The sequence below is a fragment of the Paraburkholderia gardini genome (assembly GCF_907164575.1).
Classification (GTDB): Bacteria; Pseudomonadota; Gammaproteobacteria; order Burkholderiales; family Burkholderiaceae; genus Paraburkholderia; species Paraburkholderia gardini.
In genome coordinates this window covers 60,410-84,775 of sequence record NZ_CAJQYY010000008.1, presented here as the reverse complement: position 1 = coordinate 84,775, position 24,366 = coordinate 60,410, and the positions used below count along the sequence as shown (strand labels likewise).

The 24,366-nt window shown below is 63.4% G+C and carries 21 protein-coding genes; 15 read left to right on the top strand and 6 right to left on the bottom strand.

Going from position 1 to position 24,366, the window contains the following annotated elements; translation table 11 throughout:
- The first annotated feature begins 67 nt into the window (after positions 1 to 67).
- From coaBC to dut, 3 genes are read left to right on the top strand one after another with little or no spacing between them, the layout of a single operon-like run.
- The gene (gene coaBC / locus LPA34_RS08495) at positions 68 to 1,282 is read left to right on the top strand and encodes a bifunctional phosphopantothenoylcysteine decarboxylase/phosphopantothenate--cysteine ligase CoaBC (protein ID WP_228976956.1); all 1,215 of its coding nucleotides are present in this window, start codon (positions 68 to 70) and stop codon (positions 1,280 to 1,282) included.
- A 50-nt stretch (positions 1,283 to 1,332) separates the two neighbouring features.
- Positions 1,333 to 2,334, top strand: coding sequence for an LLM class flavin-dependent oxidoreductase (locus LPA34_RS08490; protein WP_228976953.1), 1,002 nt, complete (start codon positions 1,333 to 1,335; stop codon positions 2,332 to 2,334).
- A 28-nt stretch (positions 2,335 to 2,362) separates the two neighbouring features.
- The gene (dut, locus tag LPA34_RS08485) at positions 2,363 to 2,809 is read left to right on the top strand and encodes a dUTP diphosphatase (RefSeq protein ID WP_228976951.1); all 447 of its coding nucleotides are present in this window, start codon (positions 2,363 to 2,365) and stop codon (positions 2,807 to 2,809) included.
- An 88-nt stretch (positions 2,810 to 2,897) separates the two neighbouring features.
- Here the strand turns inward: dut and clpA are convergent, their stop codons facing one another.
- Both clpA and clpS read right to left on the bottom strand, forming a co-directional pair.
- Positions 2,898 to 5,195, bottom strand: a complete 2,298-nt coding sequence (gene clpA, locus LPA34_RS08480; RefSeq protein ID WP_228976949.1) for an ATP-dependent Clp protease ATP-binding subunit ClpA — start codon at positions 5,193 to 5,195, stop codon at positions 2,898 to 2,900.
- Positions 5,192 to 5,506 carry an ATP-dependent Clp protease adapter ClpS gene (clpS, locus tag LPA34_RS08475; protein WP_228976947.1) on the bottom strand — a complete coding sequence of 105 codons (315 nt, stop codon included), beginning with the start codon at positions 5,504 to 5,506 and terminating at the stop codon, positions 5,192 to 5,194. Before clpS ends, clpA begins: the two co-directional genes overlap by 4 nt.
- A gap of 536 nt (positions 5,507 to 6,042) precedes the next feature.
- Here clpS and cspD point away from each other — a divergent pair.
- Positions 6,043 to 6,249 (top strand): cold shock domain-containing protein CspD, encoded by a 207-nt coding sequence (gene cspD, locus LPA34_RS08470; RefSeq protein ID WP_017776809.1) that lies wholly within the window; start codon positions 6,043 to 6,045, stop codon positions 6,247 to 6,249.
- A 101-nt stretch (positions 6,250 to 6,350) separates the two neighbouring features.
- Here cspD and LPA34_RS08465 read toward each other — a convergent pair whose 3' ends face one another.
- The 3 genes from LPA34_RS08465 to icd form a co-directional block, all read right to left on the bottom strand.
- Entirely contained in the window at positions 6,351 to 7,982 is a 1,632-nt protein-coding gene (locus tag LPA34_RS08465) for a multicopper oxidase family protein (RefSeq protein WP_228976945.1), read from the bottom strand.
- A gap of 159 nt (positions 7,983 to 8,141) precedes the next feature.
- Positions 8,142 to 8,480, bottom strand: coding sequence for a hypothetical protein (locus LPA34_RS08460; RefSeq protein WP_228976943.1), 339 nt, complete (start codon positions 8,478 to 8,480; stop codon positions 8,142 to 8,144).
- Between the two features lie 271 nt (positions 8,481 to 8,751).
- Positions 8,752 to 10,008, bottom strand: a complete 1,257-nt coding sequence (icd, locus tag LPA34_RS08455; RefSeq protein ID WP_228976942.1) for an NADP-dependent isocitrate dehydrogenase — start codon at positions 10,006 to 10,008, stop codon at positions 8,752 to 8,754.
- Between the two features lie 380 nt (positions 10,009 to 10,388).
- Between icd and LPA34_RS08450 the strand changes: the two genes are divergently transcribed.
- The 4 genes from LPA34_RS08450 (at position 10,389) to fusA (ending at position 14,632) form a co-directional block, all read left to right on the top strand.
- Positions 10,389 to 10,958, top strand: coding sequence for a pseudouridine synthase (locus LPA34_RS08450; protein ID WP_228976940.1), 570 nt, complete (start codon positions 10,389 to 10,391; stop codon positions 10,956 to 10,958).
- A 395-nt stretch (positions 10,959 to 11,353) separates the two neighbouring features.
- Complete coding sequence (locus LPA34_RS08445) at positions 11,354 to 11,551, top strand: hypothetical protein (RefSeq protein ID WP_228976938.1); 198 nt, start codon at positions 11,354 to 11,356, stop codon at positions 11,549 to 11,551.
- A 147-nt stretch (positions 11,552 to 11,698) separates the two neighbouring features.
- A complete protein-coding gene (locus LPA34_RS08440; protein WP_228976936.1) occupies positions 11,699 to 12,205 on the top strand; it encodes a DUF192 domain-containing protein in 507 nt (168 codons plus the stop codon).
- A 321-nt stretch (positions 12,206 to 12,526) separates the two neighbouring features.
- Positions 12,527 to 14,632, top strand: coding sequence for an elongation factor G (gene fusA / locus LPA34_RS08435; protein WP_228976930.1), 2,106 nt, complete (start codon positions 12,527 to 12,529; stop codon positions 14,630 to 14,632).
- Positions 14,633 to 14,737: 105 nt separating this feature from the next.
- On the opposite strand, the gene LPA34_RS08430 is transcribed toward fusA, so the two are convergent.
- Positions 14,738 to 15,505, bottom strand: coding sequence for a carbonic anhydrase (locus LPA34_RS08430; protein WP_228976929.1), 768 nt, complete (start codon positions 15,503 to 15,505; stop codon positions 14,738 to 14,740).
- Positions 15,506 to 15,733: 228 nt separating this feature from the next.
- Here LPA34_RS08430 and LPA34_RS08425 point away from each other — a divergent pair, with 228 nt between their 5' ends.
- The 7 genes from LPA34_RS08425 (at position 15,734) to LPA34_RS08395 (ending at position 24,344) form a co-directional block, all read left to right on the top strand.
- The gene (locus tag LPA34_RS08425) at positions 15,734 to 16,249 is read left to right on the top strand and encodes a cupin domain-containing protein (RefSeq protein ID WP_228976927.1); all 516 of its coding nucleotides are present in this window, start codon (positions 15,734 to 15,736) and stop codon (positions 16,247 to 16,249) included.
- 34 nt (positions 16,250 to 16,283) lie between these two features.
- Positions 16,284 to 17,303 carry a HoxN/HupN/NixA family nickel/cobalt transporter gene (locus tag LPA34_RS08420; RefSeq protein ID WP_228976925.1) on the top strand — a complete coding sequence of 340 codons (1,020 nt, stop codon included), beginning with the start codon at positions 16,284 to 16,286 and terminating at the stop codon, positions 17,301 to 17,303.
- A gap of 244 nt (positions 17,304 to 17,547) precedes the next feature.
- Complete coding sequence (locus LPA34_RS08415; protein ID WP_228976923.1) at positions 17,548 to 19,218, top strand: ABC transporter substrate-binding protein; 1,671 nt, start codon at positions 17,548 to 17,550, stop codon at positions 19,216 to 19,218.
- A 78-nt stretch (positions 19,219 to 19,296) separates the two neighbouring features.
- On the top strand, positions 19,297 to 20,307 hold the full coding sequence (locus LPA34_RS08410; RefSeq protein ID WP_228976921.1) for an ABC transporter permease: 1,011 nt from the start codon (positions 19,297 to 19,299) through the stop codon (positions 20,305 to 20,307).
- Entirely contained in the window at positions 20,304 to 21,170 is an 867-nt protein-coding gene (locus tag LPA34_RS08405) for an ABC transporter permease (protein WP_228976920.1), read from the top strand. The genes LPA34_RS08410 and LPA34_RS08405 overlap by 4 nt, the downstream gene beginning before the upstream one ends.
- The gene (locus LPA34_RS08400) at positions 21,167 to 23,275 is read left to right on the top strand and encodes an ABC transporter ATP-binding protein (RefSeq protein ID WP_228976918.1); all 2,109 of its coding nucleotides are present in this window, start codon (positions 21,167 to 21,169) and stop codon (positions 23,273 to 23,275) included. The genes LPA34_RS08405 and LPA34_RS08400 overlap by 4 nt, the downstream gene beginning before the upstream one ends.
- A gap of 451 nt (positions 23,276 to 23,726) precedes the next feature.
- Positions 23,727 to 24,344 carry a hypothetical protein gene (locus LPA34_RS08395; RefSeq protein ID WP_228976916.1) on the top strand — a complete coding sequence of 206 codons (618 nt, stop codon included), beginning with the start codon at positions 23,727 to 23,729 and terminating at the stop codon, positions 24,342 to 24,344.
- Positions 24,345 to 24,366: the final 22 nt, after the last annotated feature.

The following is a 24,366-nucleotide window of genomic DNA, read 5'->3' as shown; positions in this document are numbered from 1 at the left end:
TCAGTACCCAGGCCGGCGGCCTGCACCCGAGAGCGCGCCGGCCGTCATGCTTTGTCGGAGGCTCGCGTTGGCAACCGCTGAACTCGCTGGAAAACATCTCGTCCTCGGCATGTCGGGCGGCATCGCCTGTTACAAGATCGCTGAACTCACGCGCCTGCTGACCAGGGCGGGCGCGACCGTACAGGTCGCGATGACCGAAGCGGCGACGCAGTTCATCACGCCCGTCACGATGCAGGCGCTGTCGGGCCGGCCCGTCTATACGAGCCAGTGGGACGCGCGCATCGACAACAACATGCCGCACATCGATCTGTCGCGCGAAGCGGACGCGATCGTGATCGCGCCGGCATCGACGGATTTCCTCGCGAAGCTCGCCCACGGCATGGCCGACGACCTGCTGTCCACGCTATGCGTGGCGCGCGACTGTCCGCTTCTCGTCGTACCGGCAATGAACCGCCAGATGTGGCTGAATCCGGCGACGCAACGCAACGTCGCGCAACTGCGCGCCGACGGCGTCGAAGTGCTCGGGCCGGACTCGGGCGCGCAGGCATGTGGCGAAACGGGCGATGGACGCATGCTCGAACCCGAAGCCACGTACGAAGCCATCGCATCGTTTTTCACGCCGAAAATTCTCGCGGGTCGCCGCGTGCTGCTGACGGCCGGCCCGACGTTCGAACCGCTCGACCCGGTGCGCGGCATCACGAACCGTTCGAGCGGCAAGATGGCCTTCGCGCTCGCACGCGCCGCGCAGCAGGCGGGCGCGGACGTCCATCTCGTCGCCGGTCCGGTTTCGCTGGAAACGCCGTGGGGCGTGTACCGCGAAGATGTGCAGACCGCGCAGCAGATGCACGACGCCGTGATGCGCGCCGTGGTCAATTACGACATCTTCATCGGCGTCGCGGCCGTGGCCGACTGGCGCATCGATCACGTCGCGGAACACAAGATCAAGAAGAACGCGGACAGGTCTTTGCCGACGTTCACGTTCGTCGAAAATCCGGACATTCTGGCATCGGTGGCGAAGCTGCCGCATCCGCCCTTTTGCGTCGGCTTCGCGGCGGAGAGCGACAATCTCGACGTACACGGCGAAGAAAAGCGCGTGCGCAAGAACGTGCCGTTGCTGATCGGCAATCTCGGCCCGCAGACCTTCGGCCTCGACGACAACGAAGTCGTGCTCTTCGAAGCCAAAGGCGCGACGAAGCTGCCGCGCGCCGACAAAAAGACGCTCGCGCGCGCACTGGTCGCCGAAATCGCGAAGCGTCTGCCGGACACGCGCCCCATCTCCTGACTTGACGTGACGCGGCGCGCGCTACATTCATCCTGACCCGGAGCGGAACCATGACACTACTTTCCGTGCTCGATCAAACCCCGGTCATCGACGGGCATTCGGTCGCGGACGCCGTGGCCGCCACCGTCGAACTCGCGCAACTCGCCGACGATCTCGGCTACACGCGCTACTGGTGCGCGGAGCATCACGGTCTGCGCGGCGTGTCGAACCCGTGCCCGGAAGTCATGCTCGCGCGACTCGGCAGCGTGACGAAGCGCATCCGGCTCGGTTCCGGCGGCGTCATGCTGCCGTACTACAGCCCGTTCAAGCTCGCCGAGCAGTTCATGATGCTCGAGGCGCTCTTTCCGGACCGGATCGATCTGGGCGTCGGACGCGCGCCGGGCGGCGACATGCGCACCGCGCAGGCCGTCGCCGCGGGCACGTACAACCGCGGCGACATTTTTCCGCAGCAGGTCGCCGATCTCGTCGGGCTGATGAACGGCACGCTGCCGCCCGAACACGTCGCGCACGGCGTGCTGCTGCAACCGGCCGTCGAAACCCGTCCGCAGCTCTGGGTGCTCGGCTCGAGCGACTTCGGCGGCATGCTTGCCGCGCAGCTTGGCCTGCGTTTCTCGTTCGCGCATTTCATCAACGCGCACTTCGGCCATCAGGTCGCGCAGACGTATCGCGAGCGTTTCACGGCGGGCAACGAAGCAGAGCCGTATCTTGCGGCCGCCGTCTTCGTGATCTGTGCGGATACGGAACAGGAAGCCGCCGACCTCGAAAAAGCCGTCGACCTGCGGCGCGTGCAGATGGCGTACGGTCTGAACGCACCGATTCCGTCGACCGAACAGGGCGTCGCGCAGGAATACGGCGAGCGCGAACAACTGGTGATCGACCGTGAGAAGCCGCGCAGCATCGTCGGCACACCCGAAAGCGTCACGGCAAGAATGCTCGCCATTCAGGAGCAGTTCCAGGCCGACGAACTGATCGTCCTGACGGTGGCCGGCAGTTACCGTGCGCGGCTTCGCTCTTACGAACTTCTCGCCGAAGCGTTCCAGCTGGCACGCTGAGGTTTTTATCAATTCACAACGAACCTGCATGAAACTCGACCTGAAGATTCTCGACGCGCGCATGCGCGACCAGTTGCCCGCCTACGCGACAACCGGCAGCGCGGGCCTCGACCTGCGCGCCTGCCTCGATGAACCGTTGACGCTGAAACCCGGCGAAACCGCGCTGGTGCCGACAGGTCTCGCGATTCACGTCGGCGATCCAGGTTACGCGGCGCTGATCCTGCCGCGCTCGGGCCTCGGTCACAAGCATGGCATCGTGCTCGGCAACCTGGTCGGCCTGATCGATTCGGATTACCAGGGGCAACTGATGATTTCGACGTGGAATCGCGGCCAGACAGCGTTCACGCTGAATCCAATGGAGCGCCTCGCGCAGCTCGTGATCGTGCCGGTCGTGCAGGCCGAATTCAACATCGTCGACGACTTCGAGGAAAGCACGCGCGGCGCCGGCGGTTTTGGCAGCACGGGCAAGCATTAAACGCTTTCGTTTTTCAAAAGCAAAAAGCAGAACGGCGCGGGGTTTAACCCGCGCCGTTCTGCCTTGACGTACAGCTTAAGCGAAAGCTTTACTCGACTTCGATCGCTTCCGGATTCGGATTGCGCGGCGCCGGCTGCTCGTCGAAGGTCAACTGCACCTTGTCTTCAGCATCGACGTCGACCGTCACGCGGCCGCCGCTCATCAGCTTGCCGAACAGCAACTCGTCTGCCAGCGCACGACGGATCGTGTCCTGGATCAGACGCTGCATCGGACGCGCGCCCATCAGCGGATCGAAACCGTGCTTCGCAAGGTGCGCGCGCAGCGCGTCGGTGAAGAGCGCGTCGACCTTCTTCTCGTGCAACTGGTCTTCGAGCTGCATCAGGAACTTGTCGACCACGCGCATGATGATTTCCTCATCGAGCGAGCGGAAGCTGATCGTCGCGTCCAGACGGTTACGGAACTCCGGCGTGAACATGCGCTTGATGTCGACCATTTCGTCGCCGGTTTCGCGGCGCGTCGTGAAGCCGATCGTCGACTTGTTCATCGACTCAGCGCCCGCATTCGTCGTCATGATGATGATGACGTTACGGAAATCCGCCTTGCGGCCGTTGTTGTCCGTCAGCGTGCCGTGGTCCATCACCTGCAGCAGCACGTTGTAGATGTCCGGATGCGCCTTCTCGATTTCGTCGAGCAGCAGCACGCAATGCGGCTTCTTCGTGACAGCTTCGGTCAGCAGACCGCCCTGGTCGAACCCGACGTATCCCGGCGGCGCGCCGATCAGACGGCTCACCGCGTGACGCTCCATATACTCCGACATGTCGAAGCGGATCAGCTCGATGCCGAGCGTGAACGCGAGCTGCCGCGCCACTTCGGTCTTGCCGACGCCCGTCGGGCCGGAGAACAGGAACGCGCCGATCGGCTTGTCGAGTTTGCCAAGGCCAGCCCGCGCCATCTTGATCGCGGCCGACAGCGCATCGATCGCCGGGTCTTGCCCGAACACGACGCTCTTCAGATCGCGGTCCAGCGTTTGCAGCTTGCTGCGATCGTCCTGCGACACACTTTGCGGCGGCACGCGCGCGATCTTCGAGATGATTTCCTCGATCTCGCCCTTGCCGATCGTCTTCTTCTGCTTCGACTTCGGCAGGATGCGTTGCGCTGCGCCCGCTTCGTCGATCACGTCGATCGCCTTGTCCGGCAGATGACGATCCGTGATGAAGCGTGCCGACAGTTCAGCGGCCGCGTTCAGTGCGCCCGACGAATACTTCACGCCGTGGTGCTCCTCGAAACGCGACTTGAGGCCACGCAGGATCGCCACCGTCTGCTCGACGGTCGGCTCGGTCACGTCAATCTTCTGGAAACGACGCGACAGCGCCGCGTCTTTTTCGAAGATGCCGCGATATTCGGTGAACGTCGTCGCGCCGATGCACTTGAGCGTGCCCGACGAGAGCGCCGGCTTCAGCAGGTTCGACGCGTCCAGCGTGCCGCCCGATGCAGCGCCTGCGCCGATCAGCGTATGGATTTCGTCGATGAAGAGAATCGCGTGCGGACGTTCCTTCAATTCCTTCAGGACCGTCTTCAGACGCTGCTCGAAATCGCCGCGATACTTGGTGCCCGCGAGCAACGCGCCCATGTCGAGCGAATACACCTGCGCATCCGCAAGAATATCGGGCACTTCGCCGCGCGTGATGCGCCAGGCGAGACCTTCGGCGATCGCCGTCTTGCCGACGCCGGCCTCGCCGACCAGCAGCGGATTGTTCTTGCGACGACGGCATAGCACCTGCACCACACGCTCGACTTCCAGCTCGCGCCCGATCAGCGGATCGATGCGGCCGTCTTTCGCCATCTGGTTCAGGTTCTGCGTGAACTGGGCAAGCGGGGTTTCCTTCTGCGCGGCGGCTTCGTCGGACTCGGCGCTGGCGTCGCTCGCTTTCGCGGCGTCGGTGCTGCTCGTCTTCGCGATGCCGTGCGAGATGAAGTTCACCACGTCCAGACGCGTCACGCCCTGCTGCTGCAGGTAGTAGACCGCGTGCGAATCCTTCTCGCCGAAAATCGCGACGAGAACGTTCGCGCCGGTGACTTCCTTCTTGCCGTTCGATGTCGACTGAACATGCATGATCGCGCGCTGGATGACGCGCTGGAAGCCGAGTGTCGGCTGCGTATCGACGTCGTCCGTGCCTGGCACGGTCGGCGTGTTGTCATGAATGAAGTTGCGCAGGTTCTGGCGCAGATCTTCGATGTTGGCTGCACACGCGCGCAACACTTCTGCTGCCGTCGGATTGTCCAACAGGGCCAGTAAAAGATGTTCGACCGTTATGAACTCGTGCCGCGCCTGGCGTGCTTCCATGAACGCCATGTGCAGGCTGACTTCCAGTTCCTGGGCAATCATGCTTCCTCCATCACACACTGCAGCGGATGCCCGGCCTGCCGTGCGTGGGTAACGACTTGCTCGACTTTGGTCGACGCGATGTCCCGCGTGTAGACCCCACAAACCCCCCGACCTTCGCGATGCACCTTCAACATCACCTGTGTTGCGGTCTCACGATCTTTACTGAAATACTCCTGCACGATCATCACGACGAATTCCATCGGCGTGAAGTCGTCATTCAACAGCACCACCTTGTACATGGCCGGCGGTTTCAGCTTCTGTTCCTGCCGCTCCAGTACGGTGCCATCCTGCTTGTCCGGGATAATCGCCATACATCCAATTCTAAACAACCCGGGCAGGCCCGCAATCCTGCCAAAACCCGACCGGCTGGTCGGCGATCGGTTCGCCACCGCCTGACCGTACAGCCTTGTCACGCGTGAGTTCTGCACCGAGCCGATTGCGGATCCGGCTCACGGGATTGACGTAAAACACATCCCGAAAAACTGCAGTCGAAACGAGTATCGCACAACCCGTCTGATCAGGCTGGAGACGACAGCGATGCCCGTCTGGTCTGAACCTCATGTGAGTCGATTATGCGTCTTTTCAAGATGCGCCGCTTGTGCCACCGCACATAAGAGAAGAAGGAAAAACCCTGGAAATTGGGTCTTTACAACGCGCCCACGGCTGTCTCAAAATTTTCTTGACAGTCGGATTAAGAGCCTCAACAATCAAGCTGGCACTTTTTTCCACCCAGCCGGAATAACGGAAAAATGCCGTGGTGAGCTTGTAACGAGGAGCGGCAGCAACTGCGGTCGTTAAGCTTTTCGAGGGGCTCGTGGTAGGGACATGAGTTACAGGGGAAGTTGGCATGGCAACTGGTACGGTCAAATGGTTCAATGACGCGAAAGGTTTCGGATTCATTACGCCCGACGAAGGCGGTGAGGATCTGTTTGCACACTTTTCGGCTATCCAGATGAACGGTTTCAAAACGCTCAAGGAAGGCCAGAAAGTAAGCTTCGAGGTCGTGCAAGGCCCCAAAGGCAAACAGGCATCGAACATCCAGGCTGCCGCCTGATTCCGTTCGATACCCGAACCCTGAAAACCCGGCTTCGTGCCGGGTTTTTTCATTTCGGGCCGCTGTATTGACCGTCTGTCGCCGGAATCCCGAGGTCGCGCTCAGATCACCCTGAGCGTGCCCATCATGCCGAGGTCTTCGTGTTCGAGGATGTGGCAATGGAACATCCGCTCGCCCGCCATCTTCTGAACCGTGGCGATGCGCACGGTCTCGCCGGGCTGGACGTTCACCGTATCGCGCCACGCGAGCAACGGCTCCGGCGTGACCACCCCGCCGCGCTCCCGCCCGACGACCTGAAACTGCGTGCCATGCAGATGGAACGGATGATCCATGTCAGTGCGGTTCTCGACCGCCCATTCCTCGACTGCGTCGCGCCGGCTCGTCAGCGTGATCCGCTTTGGATCAAACGAAGTGCCGTTGATCATGAACCGCATTCCCGCCGGCATGCCGTGGACCGATGCGCCAGAATGGTGCATTGCGGTCATGTCCATCGCTTCTGAAAAGACCACCGACTTCCGCGCGACGGGTGCAGGCAGCGGCACGATGGTCCGCAACGTGGCGGGTATCGCGCGCAACGCGGCGCCAGCCTCGCCGATCGGTTGCGGCTGGAACGCGACGTCGGCGAGCACGTGCGCCGGGTCCGGCGGCAGGCTGCCCTCCGGCATCGCCATCTTGCGACGGTCGTAGACGTCGGCGGTAAGTGTTGCCTGCGACGGCACGCTGCCGGCGCGCACGATCACTTCAGCCCGCTCGCCGGGCGCGAGCAGCAGTTCGGTCAGACCTTCGCGCGGCGTTTCCAGCAAACCGCCGTCCGTGCCGACCTGAACAAAACGCTGCCCGGCTCCGAGCGAAAATCTCAGATAGCGGGCACTGCACGCATTCCACAGACGCCAGCGCTCATCTTCCTTAACATTGATGCGCGGACGGCGTGCGCCATTCACCAGCACGAACTGCCCTTCGCGACCGTTCATCCAGTCCATCATGTCGTTGGCGGGAATCGAACCGTCGGCGGCCAGTTTCAGGTCGGAGAAAAACAGGTGGCGCTCGGGGAAGCCGGCCAGCGGATCGTCGGCGGCGCGAACGATGACCGGCCCGGCGAGGCCGCGAAACACCTGTTCCGCCGACATCATGTGCGGATGCGGGTGGTACCAGTACGTGCCGGCGCTGCCGGCCGGCAATGTGAAGCGGTAGACGCGTGTGGCGCCGGGCGCGACCACGTTCCCGGGATTGCCGTCCTGATCGGGCGGCACGGGCATGCCGTGCCAGTGAATCGTCGACGGTTGCGGCAGGCGGTTGATGAAGCGGATTTCGACGGTATCGCCTTCGCGGACGTCGATCAGCGGACCGGTGACCGGGCCCTGCGTGCTGTCCGCGCCCGCTCCGTTGTATTGCCAGAAGGTCGTCGGCCGGCTCGCGAGTAATGGATGTTGCGCGGGCTCGGCAACGAGCGTCGCGCGGAACAGGCCGGGTTCCCGGCTTTCGTTGCGAAGTACGCGCAATGCCGGCAAGGGCGCGCCTGAAGGGAGCGCATCGGCAGGCGCGAGCGCGGCAGCGGCGGATTCTGGCTGCGCCGCGACCGGTTTTGCGGGATGCATGCCGGGCATGTCCGGCATGTCGTCCATCCCCTCCATGCCGTGCATCGAATGGCCAGCGTGCTGCGCGAGGACGCCGCGCGCTAATAGCGACGCGACGGCGGCGCTCAGCGTGCGGGCGAGAAATTGCCTGCGAATCATGATGGTTCCTTGTTGCGAGCGAACGGGGCGTACAGACGTACGATGCGTTCGCGCCTGATCGGGTGATGACCCTCGGGCATGGACACGGCCGGTCGGGTCATCATCTGGGTGAGCGGCATGCGTCAAACATCGGCGATGTGCGCGCACTGCCCGGCGTGATCAGACTATCGGCGGACGCAGCAGCGGCGCGTGCGCGACGCTGTCACGCGAGGGCTCGGAGACCGGCAGCGGTAGCGACCCACCCGATGCCCGCGTTTCGAAATGGAACGCGGTGAAAAACGCCCCGCAATGCACGCCGCACGCGGTCGTGCAGCAGATCGAATGATCGTGGTGGCACAGCGAGCCGGCCCCGACCACGTCGGGGCAAGAAGATGGCGCTCGCGAAACCTGATGTGATGCGTGCACCATCCCGCCGGTGCTCACCGGCTGTCCGGAATGCGCGGACGCGCCCTGCGTGAAGAACAGCGCAAGCGATAACGCGACAAGGATGCGCCACATCGAGATCATTGCAGAACGAGAGAACAGGAATCGCGGGGAACGGGAAACATGCGAGAGATGATATCGCAGGCTTCGGCGCGGTCGTTCGATACGCGTGCAGTCATCGCCCCTCGACAGGGGATTGGAGATAAATTCACGGCCCCTCCCCACGGAATTACGCTCATCGAATCCCGGATTCCATTACATCGAGCGGACATAGACAAGCAAAACCCCGGTCACAAATATTGCGCACCGGGGTTCGCCGGATTTCTCCGGATGACGCTGGACCTGCTTACATATTCTCGATCAGCACCTGACCAAAGCCCGAGCACGACACCTGCGTCGCGCCTTCCATCAGACGCGCGAAGTCGTACGTCACGCGCTTTTGCAGAATCGACTTTTCCATCGCGGAGATGATCACGTCCGCCGCCTCGGTCCAGCCGAGGTGCCGCAGCATCATTTCAGCCGACAGGATTTCCGAACCCGGGTTCACGTAATCCTTGCCGGCATACTTCGGCGCAGTGCCATGCGTCGCTTCGAACATCGCGACCGAATCCGACATGTTCGCGCCCGGCGCGATACCGATACCGCCGACCTGCGCAGCCAGCGCGTCCGATACATAGTCGCCGTTCAGGTTCAGCGTGGCGATCACGTCGTATTCAGCCGGGCGCAGCAGGATCTGCTGCAGGAACGCATCCGCGATGACGTCCTTCACGACGACGTCGCCGCCCGTCTTCGTGTTCTTCACTTTCATCCACGGGCCGCCATCGATCAGCTCCGCGCCGAATTCCTTCTGCGCGAGCGCGTAGCCGTAGTCACGGAATGCGCCTTCCGTGAACTTCATGATGTTGCCCTTGTGAACCAGCGTGACCGAGCGACGATCGTTGTCGATCGCATACTGGATCGCCTTGCGCACCAGACGTTCCGTGCCTTCGCGCGACACCGGCTTTACACCGATACCGGACGTATCCGGGAAGCGGATCTTCTTCACGCCCATTTCTTCGCGCAGGAACTTGATGACCTTCTTCGCTTCCGCCGATTCCGCAGGCCATTCGATACCGGCGTAAATGTCCTCCGAGTTCTCGCGGAAGATCACCATATTGGTCTTCTCCGGCTCACGCACGGGCGAAGGCACGCCCTTGAAGTACTGCACCGGACGCAGGCACACGTACAGGTCGAGCTCCTGGCGCAACGCGACGTTCAGCGAACGGATGCCGCCGCCAACCGGCGTCGTCAACGGTCCCTTGATCGACACCACGTATTCCTTCAGCACTTCGAGCGTTTCTTCCGGCAGCCACACGTCCGGGCCGTACACCCTCGTCGCCTTTTCGCCCGCGTAGATTTCCATCCAGTGGATCTTCCTCTTGCCCGCATACGCTTTCTCGAGCGCGGCGTCGACGACCTTGATCATCACCGGCGTGATGTCGAGGCCCGTACCATCGCCTTCGATGTAAGGAATGATCGGATTGTCGGACACGTTGAGCGAGTAATCCGCGTTGACGGTGATCTTGTCACCGCCCGTCGGGACCTTGATGTGTTGATACGGCATGATCGGACTCCGTGATAGCTGTGCTGGTAGAAGCAGCGATATGGAAGCTGATGGGGGACTGTGAAACCGGACGCTCCTCGATACGCGCAATGCCGGACGCCCGCGAGCGGTCAGGCCGCTATTCTAGCCCACGCTACCGTGCGTGACGGGCAAGGACCAGGCGGGAAAAATCACAAAAACCGGGCAACGCGAACGGATGAGTGCAGCACTCTTCTCTTATGTCTTATATAAGACATAAGACGTGCCGTTCCGTATTATGCATTAATATCCCGCCATCTGCTACACAGCGTAACGCCTGTGTGCGCTGCCCGCACCGCACTACGCGGCGCGGCTCGCGCGCGTTTCATTGAAGGCGCGGCAGGTCCACCGGAATTTATTGCATGCGTCTTATCGCGCTCAACAAGCCGTTCGGCACAATCTGCCAGTTCTCGCCGCACGAAACGCGCGCGTCACTCGCGGACTGGGTCAAGACGCCTGGCGTCTATCCCGCGGGCCGTCTCGACTCGGACAGCGAAGGCCTGCTGCTGCTCACCGACGATGGCGCGCTGCAGGCGCGCATCGCCGAGCCGCGCCACAAACTCATCAAACGTTACTGGGCACAGGTAGAAGGCGCTCCTTCAGCCGACGATCTGGCGAAGCTCGCGCGCGGCGTCGATCTCGGCGATTACGTGACGCGTCCGTGTCGCGCGGACTTTGTCGAGCCGCCTGGATCGCTCTGGCCGCGCACGCCACCGATCCGCTTTCGCGCGGCCATTCCCACTACGTGGATCGAACTCTCGATTACGGAAGGCAAGAACCGCCAGGTTCGACGTATGACAGCAGCGGCTGGATTTCCCACGCTGCGGCTCGTGCGGGTTGGGGTCGGCGCACTCGATATTTTTGCGCTGGGGCTCGCGCCTGGCGAGCATATCGATGTGTCATCGCAAGCGCCATGGAATGGCATCGTGTGATTCGCGGCCTGTTCGCAACGCGCGCACGTCAAGCGCGTTTTCGAGCTAAGCCGTTGTACTGCCGGTCATTTCTCTTCCCGATGCGAAGCGCGGCAACCATCGTTGTTCGCGCATTCGCAGTCACGCAAGAACTTTCGCGAAAATTCGCGTCAACCGCCTCGTAACCTCACACGTTATTCGACGCAGATGCCGTCCGAAGCTATCCGGCATTCAGCCTTAAGACCTTTGTGCACGCCACTCTCGCGGTGAACACAGCAGGTCCGGACGCTGACAGACGTCATCGCAAATTTGTTCGATGCGACTGTCAACCGAAAGGTGGATGGCACGTTTACCGATCTGACTCAAGAACCGGGTCATTGGTTAATTAACTGCAACTCATGCTGAGGATTTACAAAATGAACAAACTGATCGCCGCTCTGGTCGCTGGTCTCTTCGCAACGGCAGCATTCGCACAGGCTTCGGCACCGGAAGCATCGGCTCCGGCAGCTGCTACGTCGGCAAAGAAGGCCACGAAGACAACGAAGAAGTCGACGCACAAGAAGTCGCACAAGAAGGCGGCAGCTGCTGCTGCAGCTTCGGGCGCTTCGGAATAAGTTTGTTGTAAAAAACGCAGTCAAGAACCAGCAGTACTGCCGTTCTTACGGCGTTGAAAGGCAGAAGGCCGCAAGGCACTCTGCCTTTTTCTTTTTTGACGCGCTCGCGTAACATGCGCGGGTTAATTTCCAGCCAGGAGTCCCGCCGTGCGAATCACCTTGCGCTCACTCGTCACGCGTTTCGCGTTCGCGATCGTCTTGCCCGTCGCGGCTCTTTCGTTCATCGCCACCGGTTCGAATAATGCATACGCGCAGCAGATGCCGCCAGGCGCGAAGCAGCCCGGAGACTTTCCGCGCGTGAAGCTCACCGCCGGCATGTTCGTGATCGACGCCGCCGTCGCCGCGAACGATGCGGACCGCGAACAGGGCCTCATGTATCGCACGAAGCTCGCGCCGAACGAAGGCATGATTTTCGTCTTCAACGAAAACGCCGTGCACTGCTTCTGGATGAAAAACACGTTGATTCCGCTTTCGGTCGCATTCATCCGCGCCGACGGCACGATCACCGATATCGACGAAATGCAGGCCGAAACCACCAACAATCACTGCCCGAAGAACAACGGCGTGTATGTGCTCGAAATGAGCAAGGGCTGGTTCACGGAGAAAGGCATCAAGCCGGGCATGAAGATCCAGGGTCTGCCCGCACCGCAATAAAACAAAGCGGTCTTCGACAGACCGTGCACGCGCAGCGCCCCGGGCCGGCGACCCCCCGGGGGGCCGCCGGCCCTGCTGCTTTGCGCGCCGCGGTTGTCGTCCGAAACCGGCAGATGCCGCATGAACCCGCTGCTTGCGCCCCGGCGCCGGCCACGCCCGGGCACCGCTTGCGGCCCCTGCTGCCCTATCTGGCAAGATTCCTGCAAAAGCCTGACGGTAGCGCTATGCTTATGGTCTTTACACCGCAGCACCGCGGTCGTCCGGCCGGCGCAAGCCGAAGCCCGACGCCTCCCACCGGCGCGCCTTTCCAAGGAGATTCACGTGCCCAGAAAGACTCCCATTGAACGCTACCGGAACATTGGTATCAGCGCTCACATCGATGCCGGCAAGACCACCACCACGGAACGCATCCTGTTCTACACCGGCGTGACCCACAAGATCGGCGAGGTTCACGACGGTGCGGCGACGATGGACTGGATGGAACAGGAGCAGGAGCGCGGCATCACGATCACGTCGGCCGCGACCACGGCGTTCTGGAAAGGCATGGCCGGCAACTATCCGGAACACCGGATCAACATCATCGACACCCCGGGGCACGTCGACTTCACGATCGAAGTCGAGCGCTCGATGCGCGTGCTCGACGGCGCGTGCATGGTGTACGACTCGGTCGGCGGTGTGCAGCCGCAGTCCGAAACCGTGTGGCGCCAGGCGAACAAGTACAAGGTGCCGCGCATTGCGTTCGTCAACAAGATGGACCGCGTCGGCGCCGATTTCTTCCGCGTGCAGCGGCAGATCGGCGATCGCCTGAAAGGTGTCGCGGTGCCGATCCAGATTCCGGTTGGCGCAGAAGATCATTTCCAGGGCGTGGTCGACCTCGTCAAGATGAAAGCGATCTTCTGGGACGAAGAGAACCAGGGCATCAAGTTCGAGTACCGCGATATCCCGCCGGAACTCGCGGATACCGCGAAGGAATGGCACGACAAGATGGTCGAGGCCGCCGCCGAAGCGAACGAGGAACTGCTCGACAAGTACCTGCATGGCGGCACGTTGACCGAAGAGGAAATCAAACACGGTATTCGCGTGCGCTGCATTGCCAACGAAATCGTGCCGATGCTGTGCGGCAGCGCGTTCAAGAACAAGGGCGTGCAGGCCATGCTCGACGCGGTGATCGACTACCTGCCCTCGCCGGTCGATGTGCCCGCCATCACCGGCCACGACGAATACGACAAGGAAATCGAGCGCCACCCTACTGACACCGATCCGTTCTCGGCACTCGCGTTCAAGATCATGACCGACCCGTTCGTCGGCCAGCTGATTTTCTTCCGCGTCTATTCGGGCGTGGTGAATTCGGGCGACACCGTCTACAACGCGGTCAAGGAGAAGAAAGAGCGCCTTGGCCGGATCCTGCAGATGCATGCGAACGAGCGCAAGGAAATCAAGGAGGTCTACGCGGGCGACATCGCCGCGGCAGTCGGCCTGAAGGAAGCGACCACCGGCGACACGCTGTGCGATCCGAACAACGTGATCATTCTCGAACGGATGATCTTCCCGGAACCGGTGATCTCGCAGGCCGTCGAGCCGAAGACCAAGGTCGACCAGGAAAAGATGGGCATCGCGCTCAACCGTCTCGCGCAGGAAGACCCGTCGTTCCGCGTGCAGACGGATGAAGAATCCGGCCAGACGATCATCTCCGGCATGGGCGAGCTTCACCTGGAAATTCTCGTCGACCGGATGAAGCGCGAGTTCGGCGTGGAAGCGACAGTCGGCAAACCGCAGGTGGCATACCGTGAAACGGTGCGCATCAAGGTCGAGGACGTCGAGGGCAAGTTCGTCAAGCAGTCGGGCGGGCGCGGCCAGTACGGCCACGCGGTGATCACGCTGGAGCCGGCACCGCAGGGCAAGGGATACGAGTTCGTCGATGCGATCAAGGGCGGTGTGATTCCGCGCGAATTCATCCCGGCGGTCGACAAGGGCATCATCGAAACGCTGAAGGCCGGCGTGCTGGCGGGCTACCCGGTGGTCGACGTGAAGGTCACGCTCACATTCGGTTCGTACCACGACGTCGACTCGAACGAAAACGCGTTCCGCATGGCCGGTTCGATCGCATTCAAGGAAGCGATGCGCAAGGCGAAGCCGGTGCTGCTCGAACCGATGATGGCGGTCGAAGTGGAAACGCCCGAGGACTTCATGGGTAACGTGATGGGCGACCTGTCGAGCCGTCGCGGCATGGTACAAGGGATGGAAGACATCGCCGGCGGCGGCGGCAAGCTGGTGCGCGCCGAAGTGCCACTCGCGGAAATGTTCGGCTACTCAACGTCGCTGCGTTCGGCGACCCAGGGCCGCGCGACGTACACGATGGAGTTCAAGCACTACGCCGAGACGCCGAACAACGTCGCCGAAGCCGTGATCAACGCGAAGCACAAGTAAGCCGGCGGTTGCAACACGTTTTGTGCTGCGATTGCAGAAGGTGCTCGAAGCCCGTCCCGCAAGGACGGGCTTTTTTACATCACGACGTCGTGTGGTGCGAGCGGTTCAATTCACTTCCCAGACATCGCGCCCGTTAAGCGGCTGCGCCGGGCGTTGATTCCCGTGGTAGAAGCGCGCCATTGCGTCGAATTGCTGCTGGGTGATCGCGACGGGCTCCTTGAACTCTATCCACGTCACGCCTTCCGAGCAGGGCGGCGTGGTCAGGGAACCGCTGTAGGTGTAGTAGCCGGGGTTCGCCGGCAGCAGATCGAGCGGGTTGATCATGACACCATTCGCCTTGAATTCAGCGCCCTTCTCGTGTGGGATTCGATCCAGCAAGGCCTGAATGACCGGATTCGGCTGCTCGCCGATCCTGAACTGGACAGCGAGCACGAGAAGCCTGTCGTCGTCGGAATGATGAACGAAGTGCGCGTCCATCACGCTTACCTTGCCGGCGAAGCGTTCTTCACCCGGCGCATGGAAATGAAACTGCACAAGCTGGTAAGGACGGTCGCCGAGCGAGATGCTATCCGTGCCCAGTGCCGCGTTGAACTGCACGGCGTGCCCGGTATTGGTGACATCGATGGGAAGGGGCCGGTAGTTGATTTTCAGCCTGGGCATATCGGCGGGCGCTTTCCTTGCACCTTCGATGTTGATCGGCGATTCGGCGCGGCCACTTTCGCACAGGCGAAAGTCCTTGCTGATTTCGCCCCAGTGATCGGGGCCGTGTTCACCGCTGTACGTCCAGTCGTGGCCCGGGTCGGCCGAAGCGTTGAGCGTGGCGAAGGCCATGAGCAGGAACGCACCACCCGACAGTCGTTTGACCTTGTTCATTGTGTTACCCCATGAAGTTGGAAGGGCATAAGCCTGGACAGGGATACGCCGCAGAACTATCGGAAAAGTCGCAATAGCGGAAAAGTGGGTCATGAAACGCGAGCGAGTGTGTTGTGCGGGCGAGTTCGAACATGGAAGTACGCATACCGGCAAGCCACACACACGTTTTTGAACGTGCAAGAATGTGGAACAGCGCCGTCGCGCGAGGCCAGTGAGGAGAGACACGCCATGAGCCAGGATCACGACCATCCGCATGACCACGACACCCCGCCGTCAAAGCCAGTGGACTGGCGCGAGCACGGTGTGAAGGTCATCAAGGGCGACCAGCTGGACAGCAACACGGCGCAGACGCCCGGCATGAACCGCGCCGCCGCGATCAACGCGGCGCGCGTCGGCGCGCAGAAAATCTGGGCGGGTACCGTCACGATTCATCCGAACGCGAGGACGGGCGCCCATCATCACGGCGCGCTCGAAAGCGTGATCTACGTGGTGCGCGGCCAGGCACGCATGCGTTGGGGCGAACACCTCGAATTCACCGCCGAAGCCGGCCCGGGCGACTTCATCTTCGTCCCGCCTTATGTGCCGCATCAGGAAATCAACGCGAGCACCGACGATCCGCTCGAATGCGTGCTCGTGCGCAGCGATAACGAAGCAGTCGTCGTGAATCTGAACATCGACGCGGTCGAGGCGCCCGAAGCGGTGTACTGGGTCGATCCGATCCACAAGCATCCGCACGATCATTGAACCGGATCCCGGACTTCGACAGCAAGCGCCCTTCATGACGCCTACCGCTACTGTGTTACGCCCTCGCCTTTGCGCGCTCTACGCCGTGCTGATCGCGGCCAATCTCGGTGCGTGGGCATGGGCGCTGATCGCGTTTCGCCACTATCCGCTGCTGCTCGGCACGGCGCTGCTCGCGTACGGCTTCGGTCTGCGCCATGCGGTCGACGCCGACCACATCGCCGCCATCGACGCCGTCACGCGCAAGCTGATGCAGGAAGGCAAACGACCACTGACGGTCGGTCTCTCGTTCTCGCTCGGCCATTCGACGATCGTGATAGCGGCGACGGTCGGCATCGCGTTGACGGCGCTTTCGATGCACGATCAGTTCGAGCGTTTCAGGGCCGTGGGCGGCACGATCGGCACGGCCGTTTCGGCGGTGTTTCTGCTCGTGCTCGCGGCGGTGAATCTCGTGATCCTGCGCGACGTGTGGCGCCGCTACCGGCACGTTCAGCGCGGCGGCGAACTGCCCGCCGATGCTGCAACGCCCGCGCCCGCCGGCTTGCTGTCGCGCGCGTTGCGCCCGCTTTTCGGGCTCGTGTCGAAGAGCTGGCACATGTATCCGGTCGGCGTGCTGTTCGGTCTCGGCTTCGACACGGCCACTGAAATCGGTCTGCTCGCGATCGCCGCGGCCGAAGCGGGCAAAGGTCTGCCAATGTATTCGATTCTCGTGTTTCCCGCGCTGTTCACGGCCGGCATGACGCTCGTCGACTCCACCGACAACGTGCTCATGGTCCACGCGTACGGCTGGGCGATGGACGACCCGCGCCGCAAGCTCTACTACAACGCGAGCATCACGTTCGTGTCGGCGGTGGTCGCCATTGTGATCGGCGGTGTCGAGGCGCTTGGCCTCCTGTCGGACAGACTCGGCTTCACGGGCGGCTTGTGGGACGCGGTCGCGGCGGTCAACGAACGCTTCGGCATGCTCGGCTATGGAATCGTCGCGATGTTCATCGCGTGCTGGATCGGCTCCGTGCTGTTTCACCGCTGGCGTCGTCCCGCCGTGAGCGCGCGTTAGTCACGCGATGGAGCAAGCGCTGTGCCCGTCCTTCACGGTTCATGCCACTACGTACGCCCGTTTTGTCCGCCCGGGCGGAATTTGCGCGCTGCGTGGCGTTCCGATTCCGCGGGCAATCGCTTACACTGAACCCGCCCCGTCGTCGCGCGCCATCGCGTCCAGTCGCGCCGGATTACACCGGTAGCGCCAGAGCCCGCTCAAAATGGCGCGCGTAGCCCGATAGAACCCAACGGAACACCATTCGATGAAGAATTCCGCGGATCGCCATTCAGCCCGCCTCGCCCTCGAAGCCGCACGAAACACCGCCGGCGAACTCGGCCAGCACGCCCTCGATGAGTTCGCAGCCGGCCGCCTCACGCGCCGCGAACTGCTGCGCTACGCAGGCGTGATCGGACTTTCGCTGGCGGGCGGCGGCCTCTTCGCATCGCCGCGCGCGCACGCCCAGGGCACGCCCAGGGGCGCGAACGCGACGATCCGCGTCGCGCACCTGATGCCGGGCGGCGCTGTCGATCCGCTGACCGTGACGGACGCCGGGGGCCTCGCGCTCCTGAACCAGACCGGCGAATTCCTCATCAACGACGACGAACATTCGCAGTTGCAACCCGCGCTGGCGCTGTCGTGGCAGCCGAACGCGAAGGGCGACGTGTGGACGTTCAAGCTCCGTCAGAACGTGAAATTCCACGACGGCCAGACGTTCGGCGCAAAAGATGTGGTCGCCACGTTCGACCGGCTCGCCGATCCCGCAACCGGCTCGGCCGCGCTCTCGGTGCTGAAGGGCGTGCTGTCGAAAGGCGGCGCGAAGGTCGTCGACGAACACACCATCACGTTCCATCTCGACGCGCCGAACGGCAACTTCCCGTATTACGTCTCGTCGGACAATTACAACGCCGTGATGCTGCCCGCGAACTACGCGGGCAACTACGAGAAAACGTTCATCGGCACGGGGGCGTTCAAGCTCGAATCGTATCAACCGAAGGTGAGCGCTTCGTTCGTGCGCAATCCCGATTACTGGGGTGAAAAGGCGCTGCCGCAACGCGTGCAGTTTTCGTTTTACGCCGACGAACAGGCGCAGATTCTCGCGCTGCAGGGCCGTCAGGCCGACGTGATGGGCACGTTCACCGTGCAGGGCGGCTCGGGCATTCTCAACAATCCCGGGTTCAAGGTGATTGGCGTGCGCTCGAGCGCGCATCGTCAGATGCACATGCGCAACGACAATCCGCTCTTCAAGGACAAGCGCGTGCGCCAGGCGCTCGCGCTGTCGCTCGATCGCGAGGTGATGGTGCGCGGGCTCTTCAAGGGCCGCGCGATGGTCGCCAACGACAACCCGTTCGCGTCCGTCTTTCCTTCGTCGGACATGAGTGTGCCGCAGCGCAAGCTCGATGTCGCGAAGGCGAAACAACTGCTCGCGCAGGCTGGCGTTCCGAACGGTTTCGACGTCACGCTCACGACCGAGAAATACATGGAGATCCCCGATCTCGCCGTCGTCATACAGAATGCGGCGAAGGCGATCGGCGTGCGGATCAACCTGAAGGTGGAAAGCCAGTCGCTGTATTACGGCGCGGGCACACCGGGCAAATCGGACTGGCTCGACTCGCCGCTCGGCATCACCGATTACGGTCACCGGGGCGTGCCGAACGTGTTCCTGAACGCACCGCTCACGAGCGGCGGCACGTGGAACGCGGCGCACTTCAGGAACCCGCAGTACGACAGGCTCGTCGCGGATTTCGTCGGCGCGCTCGACGTCGCATCGCAGAAGAAAATCGCCGGACAGATCGAAACCCTGCTGCTGGATGAGACGCCGATCATCATCCCGTACTTCTACGACCAGTTGATCGCAACGCGCCGCGAGCTCAGCGGCGTGCGTTTCACCGCGCTCGCGCAACTGTATTTCGACCGCGCGGTGCTGGCCGCTTAAGCGCCCGACGGTCGCACGGCCAGTCCATCCGCACATCGCATCCGGCGCGAGTCCCCCAAGCCCATCAGCGAGCATTCGATGTCGACAACGGCTACTCCTCCCACATCGCGCGCGACGAGCGGCAACGCGGGCCGCGTCGCGCGCTTCGTGGCGACGCGCGTCGCGCTCTCGCTGGTGACACTGTGGCTGCTCTCCGTGCTCGTGTTCGCGGGCGGCCAGTTGCTGCCGGGCGATATCGGCCGTGCGGTGCTCGGGCCGCTCGCCGATGCGCGTGCGGTCGCCGCGCTCAATCATCAGCTCGGTGCGGACCGGCCGCTGCTCACGCAATACGTCGACTGGATCACGCATTTCGTGCGTGGCGACATGGGCACGTCGTACATTTTTCGCACGCCGGTCGCGCCGTTTATCGTCACCGCGCTCGGCCTTTCCGCGAAGCTCGGCCTGCTTGCGTTCGTCGTCGTGGTGCCGCTCGGTATCGCGGGCGGCGTGTGGGCGGCCATGCACGCGGGGCGCTGGATCGATCGCACCATCAGCATCACCGGGCTTTCGGCGACGGTCGTGCCGGAATTCGTGTCGTCGATCGTGTTGATCCTGATCTTCGGTATCTGGCTGCAATGGCTGCCGATCGAGGCGTCGTACCCAGCCGGCGCCGGCGTGCTCGAACAGCTCAGGCATCTGGTCCTGCCGGTACTGCCGCTCGTATTCGTGTTCTTCGGCTACATCGCGCGGATGGCACGCGCCGGCACCGTCGAGGCGCTCGACGCCGACTACACGCGCACCGCCATTCTCAAAGGCCTGCCGCAGCACGTCGTGATCTGGCGGCACGTGCTGCGCAACGCGCTGCTGCCGACGATCACCGTGGCCGCCACGCAGCTCGGCTACATGATCGGCGGGCTCGTTGTCGTGGAGACGCTGTTTCACTATCAGGGCATCGGCTCGCTGATCTACAACGCCGCGAAAGCGAAGGACTTCCCGATGCTCGAGGCCGGCGTGCTGACCGTCGGCGTCGTGTACACGGTGGCGAATCTCGCCGCCGATGCGCTGCACGTGCTGCTCAATCCGCGTCTGCGTGTGGAGGGAGCCGAATGAACGCCGTCGTTTCGCCGGAAGCCGCGCACCACGAGGCGCAGCGTTACGACCGCCTGCTCGCGCTGCTGCGTTCGCCGACGTTCGTCGTCGGTGCGCTGATCGTGCTCGGCTGGGTGGTATGCGCGATTGCCGGGCACTGGATCGCGCCGCTCGACCCCTACGCGTCCGACCCGATCAATTCGCTCGCGCCGCCCGATCACACACACTGGTTCGGCACCGATCAGCTCGGCCGCGACGTGTTCTCGCGCGTCATCACCGGCGCGCGCGACATCCTGACGATCGCGCCGCTCGCGACGCTGCTCGGCACGCTGGCCGGGGCGGCGCTCGGTCTTGTCGTCGGTTATTTCGACGGCTGGATCGACAACGTGACCGGCCGCGCCATCGACGCCGTGCTCGCGCTGCCGCTCGTGATCGTCGCGCTGCTCGCGCTGGCGGCTGTCGGCACGTCGAACTTCACGGTGATCCTCGTGATCGGCATCACGTTCACGCCGATTACCGCGCGCACGGTGCGCGCCGCCGTGCTGGCCGAGCGCCACCTCGACTACGTCGCCGCCGCGCAACTGCGCGGCGAAAACGCGCTGTACATCATGTTCGCGGAGATCCTGCCGAACGTGCTGCCGCCGATCGTCGTCGAAGCGAGCGTGCGGCTCGGCTACGCCATTTTCGCGGTGGCGACGCTGTCGTTTCTCGGCTTCGGCATCCAGCCGCCTTCGGCCGACTGGGGACTCGCGTTATCGGAGTCGTACACATTGATGGCAGGCGGCGCGTGGTGGACCGTGGTGTTCGACGCAGCGGCGATTGCGTCGCTCGTCGTCGGCGTCAATCTGATCGCGGATAGCATCGAAGGCGTGCTCGACCGATGAACGCGCCGCCGCCCTCCGCTTTCCCTGCCTTCGACGTCTCGAAGAGCGAACACACCGATGCGCTGACGATCGTCGGTCTCACGGTCAGCTACCGTTCGCGCGGACGCGATCGCGAGGTCCTGCAGGACGTATCGTTTCGCGTGAAGCGCGGCGAGGCATATGGCCTTGTCGGCGAATCCGGATGCGGCAAGTCGACGGTCGCGATGGCCGTGCTGCGCTATCTGCCGCGTAACGGCAAGGTGAAGGCCGGCCGTATCCTGATTGCCGGCCAGGACCCCAACACGCTCGATCCCGACGCGTTGCGCACGATGCGCGCGAAGTCGATCTCGATGGTGTACCAGGACCCGGCGCGCGCGCTCAATCCTTCGCTCACCGTCGCGCGTCAGGTGTCGGAAGCGTTCGAGGCCGCGGGCGCAACGCCTAAGGAAGCGCTGGAACGCACGGTCGAGATGCTGCGTCGCGTGCAGATCGCGACGCCCGCGCGCGTGATGGGCAGCTATCCGCATCAGCTGTCGGGCGGCATGCAGCAGCGCGTCGTGATCGCGATGGCGCTCGCGTCCAATCCCGCGCTGCTGATTCTCGACGAGCCGACGACCGGTCTCGACGCCACCGTCGAAGCCGAGGTGCTCGATCTCGTCGCGCGACTGCGCGCGGAGTTCGGCACGGCGGTGCTCTTCATCAGCCACAACCTCGCGGTAATCGGGCGGATGTGCGAGCGCGTCGGCGTGCTGTATGCGGGCAAGCTCGTCGAGGAAGGCGCGACACGCGATGTGTTCGCGCGACCGCGTCATCCGTACACGGTCGGGCTGCTGCGCTGCCTGCCGGTCACGGGGCGCAGCAAGGACACCGACCGGCTCGATACGATCGCCGGTCATCTGCCGCTCGCCGGCCCGGTGACGCACGGCTGCATTTACGCCGAACGCTGCCGTCTCGCCGACGACCGTTGCCGCCGCGAAACACCGCCGCCGTATCGCGTGAGCGCGAAGCACGGCGACCAGATGTCGCGCTGCCACTATCACGAGCGCGCCATCGATCTGCCGCGCAATGCCGGTGAAGCGCCGGACGCCGCCGCGCAGTCCGCGCGCGGCGATGCGAAACAACCCGTGCTCGTACTGCGCGCCGAACACGTATCGAAGACGTTCCACATACCCGGCGGCACGTTACGCGCGGTCGACGACGTCTCGCTCGATCTGATGAAAGGCGAGACGCTCGGCCTCGTCGGCGAATCGGGCAGCGGCAAGACAACGCTCGCGCGTCTGCTGCTCGGTCTTGTTTCGCCCGATGCGGGCAGTGTCATCGAACTCGACGGCGCGCGGCTGCCCGCGCGCGTGACACACCGCAACGACGCGCAGGTGAAGTCGCTGCAGATCGTGTTTCAGAATCCGGATTCGGCGCTCAACCGCTCGCATTCGGTGAGGCGGCTGATCGGCCGCGCGCTGTCGCGCCTGGGCGCGCTGCGCGGCCAGGCGCACGACGCACGGCTTGCCGCGCTTGCCGCCGCCGTGCGTCTGCCCGACCGCTATCTGGGCGTGCGCACACGCCAGCTGTCGGGCGGCCTCAAGCAGCGCGTCGCGATTGCCCGCGCGTTTGCGGGCGATCCACGCGTCGTCGTCTGCGATGAGCCCACGTCCGCGCTCGACGTCTCCGTGCAGGCCGCGATTCTCAACCTGCTCGCCGACCTGCAACGCGAGCGCGGCGTGAGCTATGTGTTCATCTCGCACGACCTGAACGTCGTGCGCTATCTGTCCGATCGCATCGCCGTGCTCTATCTCGGCCGTCTGATGGAAATCGGACCGGCCGCCGCGGTGTTCGACGGGCCACATCATCCGTATACCGAGGCGTTGATCTCGTCGATTCCAGCGCTCGATTCGCTCGATTCCGGCCGCGACGCGCAACGCGTCCGTCTGTCCGGCGAACTGCCATCGGCATCCGCGCCGCCTTCGGGTTGCGTCTTTCATACGCGCTGCCCACGCAAACTCGGCGCGATCTGCGAACAGCAGGACCCACCGATGCACATGGCCGGCGACGCGCATCGGATCCGCTGCCACATCCCCGTCGACGAACTGCGTGTGCTTCAACGCGACACCGCGCACAGCACGACGTAACGTGAGATCAGGCGTGCCACACGGCGCGCCCCGTCACTCCGCGGCATACCGGTTTGCTGAATGCAGACGATTTCATCGATGACACGTCACGCGGGGCGAATCGCACCCGCGTTTCAGCGTCGAAACGTTTTCACGCGATTTGTCAGCACCGGCGTCCGTTTCCGTTCGCGCGAACAAGGCATGACGCGGGTTTGCGGACGGTGGCATGGTTGTCGCTATGGAAGGTTCGTGCAACCGGCACGTGAACAGCGAAAACAGGGGTGAGATTTCCGATCCGGTTGACCGGTTTAGATAACTGCTTCGTGCTTCGCTGAAAGTCCGCGAAGCGCGCAACGTGCGGATCTGACACGGGGAGCGACAAGGCTCGCGCGATGACGAGCCCTCCGCATGCGAGGTGGCCAATAAGAGACGGCGGCAGACGAGGCGTCGCCTTCTCGTCGGGAGAGTTGTGATGAATAACACAAGAAATAAGTACTACTACTGGCTACGGGGTGCGACAGCGATTGTCGCTGGCGCGGGGACTTTTATGACGGCGCATGCCGTGCACGCCGCATCGACGAACGAGGTGATCCCGCATTGGATTCTCGTCGCCGATGCGCCGTTGCCGGCCAGCGGCGGACAGGCCGGTACGACACAGGCGGCGTCCACTGCGGGTGGCGTGGCAGTGCTCGCGCAGGAGGGCTCGTTGTCGACGGGCCAGCCTTCCGACGCAGGCGCCACGGCAGCCGACGATGCAGCGGCCGTCTTCCGGGTTTCACGGGATTGTGACGGCAATATGGACAGCGACTGCGATCCGAAAGTGTCCAACGGCGCACGCGGCGGAAGCGGCGGCGCGGCTTCGAGCGGCTCGAATGGCGGCGGTAGTGGCAGCAGCGCGGGCGCGGCGGGATCGTCGGCTGGTGGCAGTGGCACTGGCCGTGGTGGTGGTGGCGGTGGTGGTGGCGGTGGCGGTGGTGGTGGTGGTGGTGGTGGTGGTGGTGGCGGTGGTTTCGGCAGAGGTAGCGGCTCCGGCGGTGGCTATGGCGGCAGCTCCGGCGGCAGTGGTAGAGGTGGTGGCAACGGACGTTAGATCCACAGCTACGGAACGGCGC

Coding starts and splice junctions, on each gene's coding strand:
- clpS (WP_228976947.1), bottom strand. CDS start 5,506: ATGGCGATTATCCCGGACAAGCAGGATGGCACCGTACTGGAGCGGCAG.
- icd (WP_228976942.1), bottom strand. CDS start 10,008: ATGCCGTATCAACACATCAAGGTCCCGACGGGCGGTGACAAGATCACC.
- LPA34_RS08425 (WP_228976927.1), top strand. CDS start 15,734: ATGAGCCAGGATCACGACCATCCGCATGACCACGACACCCCGCCGTCA.
- LPA34_RS08410 (WP_228976921.1), top strand. CDS start 19,297: ATGTCGACAACGGCTACTCCTCCCACATCGCGCGCGACGAGCGGCAAC.
- LPA34_RS08405 (WP_228976920.1), top strand. CDS start 20,304: ATGAACGCCGTCGTTTCGCCGGAAGCCGCGCACCACGAGGCGCAGCGT.
- LPA34_RS08445 (WP_228976938.1), top strand. CDS start 11,354: ATGAACAAACTGATCGCCGCTCTGGTCGCTGGTCTCTTCGCAACGGCA.
- dut (WP_228976951.1), top strand. CDS start 2,363: ATGAAACTCGACCTGAAGATTCTCGACGCGCGCATGCGCGACCAGTTG.
- clpA (WP_228976949.1), bottom strand. CDS start 5,195: ATGATTGCCCAGGAACTGGAAGTCAGCCTGCACATGGCGTTCATGGAA.
- cspD (WP_017776809.1), top strand. CDS start 6,043: ATGGCAACTGGTACGGTCAAATGGTTCAATGACGCGAAAGGTTTCGGA.
- LPA34_RS08395 (WP_228976916.1), top strand. CDS start 23,727: ATGAATAACACAAGAAATAAGTACTACTACTGGCTACGGGGTGCGACA.
- LPA34_RS08420 (WP_228976925.1), top strand. CDS start 16,284: ATGACGCCTACCGCTACTGTGTTACGCCCTCGCCTTTGCGCGCTCTAC.
- LPA34_RS08460 (WP_228976943.1), bottom strand. CDS start 8,480: ATGTGGCGCATCCTTGTCGCGTTATCGCTTGCGCTGTTCTTCACGCAG.
- LPA34_RS08415 (WP_228976923.1), top strand. CDS start 17,548: ATGAAGAATTCCGCGGATCGCCATTCAGCCCGCCTCGCCCTCGAAGCC.
- LPA34_RS08465 (WP_228976945.1), bottom strand. CDS start 7,982: ATGATTCGCAGGCAATTTCTCGCCCGCACGCTGAGCGCCGCCGTCGCG.
- LPA34_RS08400 (WP_228976918.1), top strand. CDS start 21,167: ATGAACGCGCCGCCGCCCTCCGCTTTCCCTGCCTTCGACGTCTCGAAG.
- LPA34_RS08490 (WP_228976953.1), top strand. CDS start 1,333: ATGACACTACTTTCCGTGCTCGATCAAACCCCGGTCATCGACGGGCAT.
- LPA34_RS08450 (WP_228976940.1), top strand. CDS start 10,389: ATGCGTCTTATCGCGCTCAACAAGCCGTTCGGCACAATCTGCCAGTTC.
- LPA34_RS08430 (WP_228976929.1), bottom strand. CDS start 15,505: ATGAACAAGGTCAAACGACTGTCGGGTGGTGCGTTCCTGCTCATGGCC.